General features: G+C 33.2%; 11 protein-coding genes. 2 read left to right on the top strand and 9 right to left on the bottom strand.

What is annotated here, in order from left to right; translation table 11 throughout:
- Positions 1-496 precede the first annotated feature (496 nt).
- The 4 genes from COD11_RS27160 to COD11_RS28285 all read right to left on the bottom strand — a co-directional run bounded on the left by COD11_RS27160 (position 497) and on the right by COD11_RS28285 (position 2,997).
- Positions 497-655: a hypothetical protein gene (locus COD11_RS27160; protein WP_176551242.1), complete on the bottom strand. Its 159-nt coding sequence runs from the start codon at positions 653-655 to the stop codon at positions 497-499.
- A 169-nt stretch (positions 656-824) separates the two neighbouring features.
- The gene (locus COD11_RS25060) at positions 825-1,739 is read right to left on the bottom strand and encodes a DnaB helicase C-terminal domain-containing protein (protein WP_483296316.1); all 915 of its coding nucleotides are present in this window, start codon (positions 1,737-1,739) and stop codon (positions 825-827) included.
- A 343-nt stretch (positions 1,740-2,082) separates the two neighbouring features.
- Positions 2,083-2,802: a DnaD domain protein gene (locus COD11_RS25055; protein WP_483296315.1), complete on the bottom strand. Its 720-nt coding sequence runs from the start codon at positions 2,800-2,802 to the stop codon at positions 2,083-2,085.
- Complete coding sequence (locus COD11_RS28285) at positions 2,803-2,997, bottom strand: hypothetical protein (RefSeq protein WP_442919985.1); 195 nt, start codon at positions 2,995-2,997, stop codon at positions 2,803-2,805.
- 683 nt (positions 2,998-3,680) lie between these two features.
- On the opposite strand from COD11_RS28285, the gene COD11_RS25050 reads away from it, so the two are divergent.
- Positions 3,681-5,120 (top strand): L,D-transpeptidase family protein, encoded by a 1,440-nt coding sequence (locus COD11_RS25050; protein WP_098799608.1) that lies wholly within the window; start codon positions 3,681-3,683, stop codon positions 5,118-5,120.
- Between the two features lie 186 nt (positions 5,121-5,306).
- Here COD11_RS25050 and COD11_RS25045 read toward each other — a convergent pair whose 3' ends face one another.
- Positions 5,307-6,290, bottom strand: a complete 984-nt coding sequence (locus tag COD11_RS25045; protein ID WP_098799607.1) for an LLM class flavin-dependent oxidoreductase — start codon at positions 6,288-6,290, stop codon at positions 5,307-5,309.
- Positions 6,291-6,501: 211 nt separating this feature from the next.
- On the opposite strand from COD11_RS25045, the gene COD11_RS25040 reads away from it, so the two are divergent.
- Positions 6,502-7,422: a DMT family transporter gene (locus COD11_RS25040; protein ID WP_098799606.1), complete on the top strand. Its 921-nt coding sequence runs from the start codon at positions 6,502-6,504 to the stop codon at positions 7,420-7,422.
- A gap of 202 nt (positions 7,423-7,624) precedes the next feature.
- On the opposite strand, the gene COD11_RS26560 is transcribed toward COD11_RS25040, so the two are convergent.
- The 4 genes from COD11_RS26560 to COD11_RS25020 form a co-directional block, all read right to left on the bottom strand.
- Positions 7,625-7,825 carry a hypothetical protein gene (locus tag COD11_RS26560; protein ID WP_141549746.1) on the bottom strand — a complete coding sequence of 67 codons (201 nt, stop codon included), beginning with the start codon at positions 7,823-7,825 and terminating at the stop codon, positions 7,625-7,627.
- Positions 7,826-7,995: 170 nt separating this feature from the next.
- Positions 7,996-8,757: a PAS domain S-box protein gene (locus tag COD11_RS25035; RefSeq protein ID WP_098799605.1), complete on the bottom strand. Its 762-nt coding sequence runs from the start codon at positions 8,755-8,757 to the stop codon at positions 7,996-7,998.
- Between the two features lie 83 nt (positions 8,758-8,840).
- Positions 8,841-9,569, bottom strand: coding sequence for an MOSC domain-containing protein (locus tag COD11_RS25030; protein WP_098799604.1), 729 nt, complete (start codon positions 9,567-9,569; stop codon positions 8,841-8,843).
- Positions 9,570-10,238: 669 nt separating this feature from the next.
- A complete protein-coding gene (locus tag COD11_RS25020) occupies positions 10,239-12,245 on the bottom strand; it encodes a penicillin-binding transpeptidase domain-containing protein (protein ID WP_098799603.1) in 2,007 nt (668 codons plus the stop codon).
- Positions 12,246-12,377 lie beyond the last annotated feature (132 nt).

Below are 12,377 nucleotides of genomic sequence, written 5' to 3'. Positions count from 1 at the left end.
GTAGATAATGGCCAGATTGCTGAATAACAACTAATACCCCTATTTTTATAAATCATCATAACGATTCAATTTTTTTAATTTAAATAAACTGGTTTCAAACAATGAAACTTGCTGCACATGTCTGCATGATTTAAGTGAATTAGATTAAGCTGTGTAAAGTGAATTACTAGCATTATTAAAATATCATCAGTTTCAAGATAAGGAATTCAATAGATAACCCGTATTTTCCAATGATATTGACTAGATTATGGAGGTGAACTTTTTTACTATATCGGGTGGAGCAACAAGGAACGTCCTAGTTAATAAAAATGAAACATATTCTTAATTAGGGAGAAATGCAGGGAAGTTAATCCTACTCGTGGGTAGAACGATGATGACTACAGACCATTAAATACAAAGAAATCAACTTTGAAAATAGTTAAAAATTAAAACCTGACTACGATCATCTCGCAACCAGGCTTTTAGAAATCTATATAAGTGATTAACTTCTCAGAACTTACCCCTTACTTATATAAGGAAAATAAGGATATTTAATAAGAGTTTTTTTATCATAATCAGGCTTTATGATGTATGTATTTGACGAAAGTACTGTTGGAGATAAACTTGCATTACCGGAACCGTCATAATAAATTGGCTTCGCTTGCTCTTTGCTCATGTTTATTAACCCCTTTTTTAATGGTATTTATACTTTGCTTTATTAGAAGTATGAGGAAAAAGAACTATTATTACCTCATATCTATAGATCTATTATACCATCAAACCACCGATTTCATATCCTATTTTTTACAAAAAAGGAAGTTTATTATTATTCACTAATTTTCTTCTTATGAATATGTACCGCGTGCATATGAATCTGTCTTTTTCTCCACAATCTCTCCTGTATGTTTGTTGTAATTCACCGAGATGTATCCAACAGATCCATTTCGATTTTTTGAGACGATGATATCAAGAGTATTGTCGTGAGATTCCTTATCGTAATAAGCTTCACGATATAAGAATAAAATTACATCGGCGTCTTGTTCAATGCTTCCTGATTCCCGAATATCTGACATCATTGGCCGTTTATCTGCTCTTGACTCGACCGCTCGGTTTAGTTGTGCCAAGCAAATAACAGGGCATTCGAACTCCTTCGCCATCATTTTGAGAGATTTGGAGATTTCGGATACTTGCTGATGTGAATTACCGCCGTGAATTTGTCCTGGTTGGATGAGTGTTAAATAATCGATAAAAAGAATCGGTTTTTTATTTGGAAATATACTCAGCATTTTACGTGTTTTCGCTCTCATGTCCGCGACAGTTTGTCCAGCTCCATCGAAAATTTGAATATGTGTTTCATTAAGATGACCGATTACATGTGCCCATTTATTCTTCTGATTTTCACTTAGCAATCTTTTTGGATCGCGCATTTTTGAACGATTAAAACCACCTGTAGATGCAATTAAGCGTTTAGTAATTAGCTTTTCCGGCATTTCTAGGGAAAAGATTAGTGGTAAATAGCCAGCCCACCCTGACTTTTTGGCAAAATGAAGCATCACATCCGTTTTTCCCATCGACGGTCTTGCAGCGATGATTGTTACTTCGCCATCCTGAAACCCTCCCGTCATTTCGTCAAGCTTATTAATACCAGTTGTTGCAGCATGAATATTATTCTGATCTTCCCACGGTGCTTCATAAATCGTTGATAGTGCTTGTAGTAAAGAAGTATGATCGTCAACTTTACTTTGATTAATTTTATTCAATTCAGCAATAACCTTATTAATTTCCCAATCATTATTGGCTGCTACTGTTAGGATGTTTCTCTTTTCCCGCTCCTTCCAAGAATCGAGTATAAGCTTCTCAATTCCTTCAAATTTATCAAGTTCAGCAAAACATAACAATTCCGAAAGATAAGACATTCCACCAAAGCTTTCAAGGTCTGGTAAAGTTGTTAGTGAGATTAAGTCAATATTTTTACCTACTCTGTTCCATTCCACCATTGTTCGCATTAATTCTTGATGACGTGTACTTTCTAGTTGTTCAGGTAGAATAATAGTATCCTTAAGCAGGTACTCCGCTTTCATTAAAGTACCTAAAAATGCTTTTTCAGTGATATTCATTTTCTTCACCTGCGGTTAAATCAAGTACAAATTCTCTTGGAGCTGCTTTTCTATCAGGAATATTTTCTGTTTGTTTATTCCTATGAATTTGATTGTGTTTTTGCAAATAAGAATCTATTTCTTCAACGGTTACTAACGATTCATTTTCCCAGTTTCTAAGAATACCAATAACATAGTTAAGCCTTCGCTTGTTATTTGCACAGGCAATTCCTAATGCTTTTAGTAAAACCTCTTTAGGATTTAGAAAGCTAGAATCATCTAACCAAACTACCAGCTGCTCTTTTGCATTTACATTAGAATAGCCAAATCCATTGATATCCCAGAACTCTATTATTTCTTTCTCATCTGCAGTTCTTGAATGATCGTCTTTTATTGCGTTGAAATCATTTTCTTTTTTCTTTGTGTTTTGATCAGGGGACATAACAACTACATCTGCTTCTGTTTCTTGAACGATATTATTTTCAGCTTTTTCATTATCTTGTTGTATATAAGGTTCAAAAAGACGAACAAATTCCTCTTTTTCAATGCCTTCGCAAACATATGAAAGTAGTGAGGTATCCTTCACTTCTTTTAGTTCTTTTTTTATACAATCCAACATAGGTTTGCCACCCTTATGAAGATTATATTCCCCCCAGTTTTTAATGGCGATTTCGCATGTTTCAGGATTGTAACGAATTAATTTGTGAAGCTCTGTGAACCGTTTCATTTATAATTCCACAATCTCAATTGAATAACCTAATTCAAACGCCATTTCTTTCTTTGTTATTTCATAGATTCCAACTTGAGTTGTTTTTTCATTCGTAAGTAGATATAGGTAAAACAACTTATCATCCGTAGTCATCTTCTCTAAAGTAAATGCTTCTCTCCAAAAACCAGTTAACACCATTCGAAATTTTGCCATTTTTCATCACGTCCTTTTCTCGTTATCCTTTCATTAATTATTTATAAAATATAAGGGCTTAGAGTAGCGGTTCTATTGTAAATATTTTGTAAATTATAGATTGATATGAAAAAGAAAGACGTGATGAACTACTTATATTCAACACTTCAAAACGTTCGTTACAGTCAATAAAAACGTCTTATATAGTTCGAATCACCTCTTCTTGAATTATTCGCTTTCTATGGTGTTTAAAATTTTTTGTTGTTGTTGTTTTTCTTTTTTTTATTCTTTTTCTTATTGCCCACGTATCGTAAAAAATCTGTTTAAGTGTGGTATTACAGGCTTTTTGTATACATATAATCATTTATTAATTAATAAGTGTTAGATTTAAACGAAACACTGCAAAATGGTCTCCCATATATAAATTCTTTTAGGAGAGACTCCCTTTAAAATTGGGTATTTTTCTTTCAATAGTGAAAAATAGGCTTTTTTTCTCAATATGAAATCCCACTTATTTAATAAAATAGACTTTATACTAAAAAAATAAATCGATAAAACTATAAAAAAAATGCAAAATACGACAAAATCACACAAGCTTTTCTAGTAAAATTGTAGATAAAGTTTAATATTAGTAAAATAATCGCAAACTTTGTAAAATGGTCATAAGAAAAGTAACATGTAGAGGTATTATTGGGGGAAATGTTATGGGAAACACTGCAGCACAAACTACTGAACAAAGGCACGACTATCACACAGTTACGTGGTACAAAAATTGGAAGTTTATCACAAGTGGTATCGGTATTATTTTGATACTCATAGTGATTGGACTGAGTTATTATCAAGCAAACCACTTTAATGCCGAGATTACGATGAATAACGTAAATGTTGGTCACTTAACCGCTGAAGAGGCATTAAAGAAATTGCAAGCATCCGTATTGACCAATGAAGTTTATATTGAAAGTGAACTCATTCTAGACGGCAAAGATACACAGATGGAATTTACAGAAGATGATCTACCAGCAATCAAAAAACATTTAAAAAGCCAGTGGACGTTTTTCCCTTCTTTCAAATCAAAGAACTATTCATTATTGCCAAAAAACAAAGATATATATCGTAGTGAAACGTTGAAAAAAGAGTTTGAACAAAAACTCATCTCAATGAATCAGGCTTTACAAGCACCTAAGGATGCACAAGCCATTCTTGAAAATGGAGAAATTATTATTTCAGAAAGTGTAGATGGCACTCAATACGATGTTACTACTCTATTAAAAAACTATGATAAACAAGAGTATAGTAGCGATATACATCTCGAGTCTTCATTCATTCTTCCAATTAAGGAAGACAGTGAAATTGTTAAAAATGAAAAGAATAAGCTTCAACAGCTTCTAAAGCAAACTGTTGAGTATAAAGTACAAGATAAATTGTATTCTTTAAAAGCAAGTGACCTGATAAAAAATGCCACTGTCACGAAAGATTTGGAGGTTTCTATTGACCCTGCCAATATTACAAATGAAATATCGGAAATAAATCGGTCTCAATCCACATTAGGTGAAAATTTCACCTTTAAAACTCATTCAGGACGAATTATATCCGTTAAAGGTCAAGGCTATGGCTGGGCATTAGATGTAGAAAAAGAAGCAGCACTTGTGATAGAAGCTTTTGAAACGGGAGGAAAATCATTATCTGCCACTAATATAATCGGAAATGGTTGGAATAATGAGGGATATGGCTATAATACGCTCACAAACAACGGAATTGGCGATACTTATGCTGAAGTGTCAATTAAAGATCAGCGGATTTGGCTTTATAAGGATGGTAAACTTGTCCTAACAACGAATGTGGTGACTGGTAAACATAGTACGCATCAAGATACTCTTCCTGGAGTATGGTATATTCTCTATAAAAGAAGCCCATACATCCTTACTGGTAGTACTGCGGGTAACCCTAATTACTCTATAGAAGTTGACTATTGGGCACCTTTCACAAACAGTGGACAAGGATTTCACGACGCAGGCTGGCGTAATAACTGGTCAAGCAATGCTTATCTGACTGCAGGATCCGGTGGCTGCGTGAATGTCCCTCCTAACGTTATGAAAGAGGTTTATAATAATCTCGAAACTTATGAACCGGTTGTTGTTTATTAAAAGACTAATGACTATTTTGTTTACGAAAAATAGCCTGTATCATGATTACCAAGTAATCATGGATACAGGCTATTTTTGTGTGAAATTACTTTCAAGTTCTATTATTTTTTATATGCAGCTTTAGCCACTTCCAAATGTTTCTGGTCAGGTTCAAACGGGACAATCTACCTGTCCCTTTGTCCCATTCTAAAGAAAAATCTCTGCCAATAAATGATATGTTTGCACTTTATCTTTAAAATGAAACGTATTATTAATAATCATAAATTCATCTGTTTGATAGTACTCGCTTAGTCTCAGTATTTCCTCTTTTACCTTATGTGGTGTCCCTACGATCATCCTTTTCCTATTTTCAATGATTTTTTCTTTATCTCTTAGTGAAAGCTTCTTTTGTTTTGGTGATGGAATTCTTGTATCTAGTCCTCTTTCAACAGCTAAAAGCCATAAATCTTGACTCAAGGCGATCTCTTCTGCTTTTTCTTGGGTATCAGAACAGACAACAAAAATACATACATTTGCTTTTGGTACTTTTTGTGTTTTTGATGGCTGAAAGCTCTTTCTATAGGTTTCCATTGCATGTAAACCGTTTGCAGGATGAATGAAATGGCCAAATGTAAACGCTGTACCCATTTCCCCAGCCAATCTAGCTCCACGATGTGTTACACCTAATAACCACATTTCCGGAACTGTTTGGATACTCGGATAGGCTTTGACATTGTGAATTGGTTGAGAACTTGAGCTAGTGTCAAATAAATAGTCTTGAAGGTCTGCAACCTGTCTCGGAAACTCATTCATACTTTTCCTTATCCCATCTGTTAAGGCTAAGCGAGTTGTTGGTGATCCGCCTGGCGATCGACCTATTCCAACATCAATTCGATTTGGAAACAACGTTTCTAACATTTTAAAGTTTTCTGCTACTTTATATGGACTATATTGTGGAAGCAGTACACCTCCTGAACCAATACGTATCTTTTTTGTATTTGCAGCGATTTGTGATATAAGTATTTCTGGAGATGTCCCTACGATCCCATTTGAATTATGGTGTTCGGCTACCCAAAATCGAGTATACCCTAATTTCTCTGTTATTTTTGCCAGTTCAATCGTATTATGAAGTGCATTTCTAGCAGTTTGCCCTTCACTAATAACCGATTGATCAAGAACACTGAGTTTCATTCTTACACCGCTTTTCTTAAATAGTGTTGTGTGATTAGTCTACATGACATTTTAATGGTTCTCAATTATCTTGCTTTTACTAAGAACAATTAAATTTTATTTTTTTACGATATAATTTTACCAATGATTAAATTGCTCTTTTATTTCCATTTTGATATATTAATAGAATAAATATACTAATTAATTTATAAATATTGAAAGAGTGATGTAATTGAAGAAATATTCTGTTTTGCTGTTTCTTGTGTTGGCTAATTTATTTTGGGCAGGAAATTATGTGTTTGGTCAATACTTAGTTGTTGAAATGTCACCGTTGCAAATGACGTTTTTTCGATGGTTAATCGCTGTTTTTCTCCTCGTACCTTTAGCGCATTATATTGAGCGACCAAATTGGAAAAGTGTTTGGAAGGAGTGGAAAACTCTCCTTATGTTAGCAGTACTTGGAATCATAAGTTATAATTTTCTTTTATACGAAGCTTTACAGTATACCACTTCACTAAATGCAGCTTTAGTCAATTCTATTAATCCCGCTGTTATTGTTTTATTTTCCGTGTTATTTCTTAAAGAAAAAATTAAGTTTAAAAATATGATGGGGTTAATTATTTCATTATTAGGTGTTCTCCTAGTATTAACGAAAGGACAGTTACATCTAATCTTCCATAATAACTATAATCAGGGCGATATGCTAATGATCTTTGCAATAATCGTTTGGTCTATTTATTCAATAATTGGTAGAAAAATAAAAACTATTCCCCCTATTGCATCTACCTCTGTTTCAGTCATATTTGCGTTATTACTGTTGCTTCCAGTGATTGCAGTTAATGGAAGTGACTTTAATTTTAATCTTAGTCATCAAGCAATGATTGGAATTGTGTATATGGGAGTCTTTCCTTCTGTTGGCTCTTTTATTTTCTGGAATATCTCATTAAGACATATTGATGCTAGCAAAGCCGGTATTTATTTGAATTTAATAACAGTTTTTACAGCAATCATTAGTTTAATTCTTGGCAAAAGCATTTCAATCGTTCAATTTGTTGGTGGTGTTTTGGTGTTTATTGGGGTTTATTTAACGAATATGAAAGAGAGGGAAAGGAGAAAAACAGTGGAACAGGTACCGGTGGAAACATATAAATAAACCCCTTTCCTATCAACTTAATTTTTTTAAAAATAACAATACACTCACAAATATCTTCTTTCAATCTGTGAGTGTTTTTATTTTTAAATAGGACCATTTAATTGTAAATCACACTCACTATAGATAAACATTTAATATTAGAAATAGCCCATAAACCAAAAGTAAAAACTATGGTTTATGGGCTATTTTTGTTTATCAAATATTAAATAAAATTGATGAAAATGATTCCTTTGTTTTTGGCAGCTTCTTTTATTAGTTCTAATTCAGTATTCATTACTTCTGAAAGCTCTTTATTTTCTATTTTTTGTTTAAACTCAAAATAAAACTCTATGATCATTTCGCTTGATAAACAGTCATATTGTGAACACAATGTCACACCGCCTCTTGTCCTTTTGCTCTCCACTCCCTTAGATACCCTTTACAATTAAAAATAAACCTAAATTCACAATTTTATTTTTACATAAAAAAAAATGTTATGAACTTTCTTCTTTGCGTCGATAGCTAATAAGAAGAAGTGAAAATAAAAAGACCGCTAATCCTTCTGAGATTAACTAGCCGTGAGACAACCTATCTTTATTTCAAATTATTTACACCTAAATAGTTTAATGCATCCTTAACATTAGAAAAAGTAGTTATATTTTTTAAGTTAATGCCAATTTTGACGGCTTCTACAGATAATTGGGGCCTTACCCCAGTTATAATGCATTTTACCCCTATTAAATTTAGTACATTGTTAATGGTCAACAGAGAGTCAATAACTAAATTATCAAATTTATAAACTCCTGAAGAATCAATTATTAGTCGGTTTACCCCATGTTCTTTCACATTTACTGGTACTAATTCTAAGAGTTGTTTTGCCCTATCATGATCTATTACACCTAACAAAGGAAGAATTGCAATACCTTCTAAAAGGGGTACAACTTGGGCCGAAAGCTCATTTATTTGCATATTCATTTCATAATTAACATTTTCTTGTTGTTTTCTCTCCGAAATGTCTTTTACGTAGGTTTGTATAGCTATTGTATCCCCTATCTTAACAGGATGACAATATAATTCAACTTCAACTGAAGTTCCATCCATTCTATAAATCGTTTCCTCAATAACTTCGGCTGGTTTACTATAGGCACCCGATATTCTTTTTGTAATTGCAGGTTTAGATGTATCTTTAAAGATATCTAAAGGACTTGCTCCAATTACTTCCTCTCTCGAAGCTCTAAAGAATTTTTCTGCTGCACCATTTACATAAATTATTTTCAAATGAGAATGAACGATTAGCGGATCCAATGAATACTCAATTACTTCTTTATAATTAATATCTTCAATACTCTCTCTCAATTACCTCACTCCCTAAATAAAGAGTAAACCATTGTCTCCTTGTAAACAAGGGGGATTATAATACTGAGTAATCTAAAAGAAATTCAATCAAGCAGTTGAACTTCATCACCTACGTATATGTCTCCTGTTTTTATCACAGAAGCATAAACACCAAAATTATTGTTTCTTTCTTTTATTACCGTTTTGTGTAAACTCGGATCTCGTTCAGCATTTTCAGGATCCACAGTAATAATCATACACCTCTTACAATGTCCTACAAATTCAATTTCCACTTCACTTCCTATTTTAATACGTTTACCAATCCATTCTTCTTCAATAAAAGGCACTTTATCTTTTAATGAAAGTAATAAATTAGGACGAAAACGTCTTGAATCAACTTCATCATTCCCCCATAGCTCTTGTAGTTTTTCTAATGAAGAATCTGTTGCAAGTAGAATGTGCTCAACTGCAATTGGTCCAATAGGTACATGTGAAGGGGTATATTTCCTAGTGGAAATTTTCCGTTTCGATTTGGTTTCCATTTCATTCATTAATTCTTGATGATCCCAATCAAAAACCTTCCCTCCAGGCGTCACCACTTCGACTTTAGGATATTCTTCCATCGATTCTTCTCCCACAAATCTTGCTTTATATTTAACCATTTCATTGAATTGTGTAATAGTTAAGAAGTTATCATTTTTTGTACTATCTAAATAAGCATGACTACGGTCTCCATATAAACCATAATTCATTATTTTAGACTGCTGTATACTTTCACCCCGAAATGATTTAATCGGATGACGAATAATTTCCTTGATATGACCTACTAACATTTTTTTCACTCCTATACTAATTTTACCTTTCTATAGTATAACAGAAGGAATTTTACATGCTTCAAGCTTCAACTGTAAGCAATATTGCAGAAATCGACTCTTTGTTCAAGATTAGTGATTTCAATGCCGAAGAAAAAAATCCTACAATCAATACAGAAATGTTAATATAAAACAAATAAAGGTACAATGACTCTACAAGAGTACATTTATACCTTTATCTTTTTACGATTTTATTGATAGTATAAAGGGGAGTGCCATCGAAAATCCCACTTTTACATTTGGCTGGATTTTTTTAATAACAGCCCATGATTGTTTATGTGCTTCTTTCATAAGCTTGATCGATTCTTCATCAGAAATCATGTGAAAGGTAAATTATTGACTTGGATCTGCACCACATAATGTTGCTGCAGCTGTCTCCACTGTGGTGAAGAAAAATGATGAAGAGCTATAATTGGAGTTAATCCAAGCGCATGGCAAGTTTCTAAAACATCTCGATAATGTTCGAAATCATTTAAAGATCTCCTGCAGCTTCAAAAAATAAGCAAAGCAGGTTTGATGCTCGTAAACTCCAATTTACCAATCCCTGAAATCGCCGATGAAGTAGGCTACTCAAGTGTAACTTTCTTCTATAAGGGAATTTTTTGATTGATTTCTTAAGTTTCTATCACTTCATTTTAAATAATCTGATAAGGTGTTTTTAATAATTGGTAAGGTTGCATGACTGCCGCCCCTCTCTTTTACATCCTCAAGAACAACTGCAAGAGAGATTTTAGCAGTTTCTAAATCTGTTGCGATAAACCAGCCGTTTTCCGTTCCATTTTCATCAACTTGAGATGCTTTTATCTCGGCAGTTCCAGTTTTTCCCGCTAAAGTAATTCCTGATATTTTTGCATCATGAGCTGTTCCCCCCTCTTCATTAATAACAGCCGTAAATGCACGTTGCAAAGTAGATAGATGGGCAGAAGCTATAGCTGATTCTTTCCAAATTTTTATGCTCTGATTGTCTTCTTGAATCAATGATGGAGCCATAATATTTCCATCGTTGGATAATGCACTATAAGCAAGGGCCATATTTAATGTTGTAACCAATACTTCTCCTTGGCCGTATCCTGAATCAGCAAGCAGGATGTCGCTTTTAATGCTTTCACTATTTGATACTTGACTATCTCCTAATGGATAACCCATTTCTAATGGCTCTCCAATACCAAATCTTTTTGCACCAGCAATAAATTCATCGCTACCTAACTCAAGAGCACTCATCGCAAAATAAATATTATCTGAATATTTTACTGCATCTTTTAAGTTTACAGATGATTGATTATTTACTCTCGTTATACTATAGTTCCCCCAGGAAGAATCTTTTTGCCAGGAACGGCCGTTGATCGAAATTTGCTTCTCCGGATCAATTGTTCCTTTTTCAAGTCCAGCAGAAGCAGTCACTAATTTAAAAACAGATCCGGGTGAATAGAGTTTACTAAATCGATTCACTTCATCAGCAAAATCACTTTCTTCACGACTTTGTTGTTCTTCATTTGTTACATATGTTGTATAACGATTTGAGTTATACGAAGGCGAACTTACTAAAGCAAGGACTTCACCGGTTTTTGGATGAACAGCTGTTGCTGAACCTTTTTCTTCATTCATTTCATCATAGATGATACTTTGTAAATTTGAGTCAATTGTTAATTTAATATCCTGCCCATGTTGTGGTTCTTTACTTGCAATGGTTTCTTCCTTTTCTTGATCTCTTACTATATAAATCTCTATTCCATCAATTCCTCTTAATGTATCTTCATATACTTGCTCAAGACCAGCTTTTCCAATAAGTGAAGTCGTACTATATCCTTTTTCTTTGTTCTTTTCCAGTTCCTCAGCCGTAATACTTCCAACATATCCAAGAAGTCGTCCGAAGGCTTTATGATTGATATAGGTTCTTGACGTTTTATTGTTTATAAAAATACCATTAGCACCTTTATCTTGTAATTTTGTTAATATTTCATCATCAGGCATTATATCTACAATTGGAACAAAATATTTTGGATTTTTATTCGCTTCTAATTTTTTTATGATTCTCTCTTCATTTATATCTAAAATTGTTGCAAGCTCTTTTATTTTCCCTTCTCGATTGCTTTTATCAAAAACCTCTGGATTGATTCCAACTGTTTTGATTTCTCCATCTTTAGCAAGTGGATATCCATTCCGATCAAGAATACTGCCTCTTGTGGCTTTCATCGTACGTACCTTCACCTTATCTCCTGGTTTCATTGTGGGAAAAATCAAGCTTTCATCCCAAGTAATCTTCCATTCCTTCTCTTCTTTTACTAACGGTAACTGATAAGAGGATGAACTTACTTTTCCAGCTGCAGTGATCATGTTTATAGAGAACGGAATCACGTTTTCCTCATGCTCTTTCTCTATTCTATTCACCCTTATATCTTCAGCTCCAATACCAGAATATATATTTGTATATTTTTCAACAAACTCTTCCTTTGTTATTGTTCTTTTTGATTCAGTTGATAATAAATCATATAACTGATCATGTTTTTGATTTGATAATAGATTTGAAAACTGTTCAAACGTTTCTTCTTGTTTTTTACTGTTTGAGCATCCTGATATTATCAATAAACAAAAAGTTATCATTATAAACAACGGAATTAGTAGATTATTCTTGTTCATAATATATCCTCCTAAAAATTAGCAATACGATTATTACTATTACACTCGTAAGTTTTTAATGCATGATTTATGTACGAGTTTTAAGTTAATTCGTCTATAATTATTATCACCACTCCTTCAATTAATTATTAC

It is taken from the genome of Bacillus sp. AFS040349 (assembly GCF_002577655.1).
Taxonomy (GTDB): Bacteria; Bacillota; Bacilli; order Bacillales; family Bacillaceae; genus Metabacillus.
This window is presented reverse-complemented; position numbering and strand designations above follow the sequence as displayed.

Excerpts from the sequence above, each read along its gene's own strand:
- COD11_RS25030 (WP_098799604.1), bottom strand. The coding sequence starts at position 9,569 with ATGTTAGTAGGTCATATCAAGGAAATTATTCGTCATCCGATTAAATCA.
- COD11_RS25045 (WP_098799607.1), bottom strand. The coding sequence starts at position 6,290 with ATGAAACTCAGTGTTCTTGATCAATCGGTTATTAGTGAAGGGCAAACT.
- COD11_RS27160 (WP_176551242.1), bottom strand. The coding sequence starts at position 655 with ATGAGCAAAGAGCAAGCGAAGCCAATTTATTATGACGGTTCCGGTAAT.
- COD11_RS25020 (WP_098799603.1), bottom strand. The coding sequence starts at position 12,245 with ATGAACAAGAATAATCTACTAATTCCGTTGTTTATAATGATAACTTTT.
- COD11_RS28285 (WP_442919985.1), bottom strand. The coding sequence starts at position 2,997 with ATGGCAAAATTTCGAATGGTGTTAACTGGTTTTTGGAGAGAAGCATTT.
- COD11_RS25050 (WP_098799608.1), top strand. The coding sequence starts at position 3,681 with ATGGGAAACACTGCAGCACAAACTACTGAACAAAGGCACGACTATCAC.
- COD11_RS25055 (WP_483296315.1), bottom strand. The coding sequence starts at position 2,802 with ATGAAACGGTTCACAGAGCTTCACAAATTAATTCGTTACAATCCTGAA.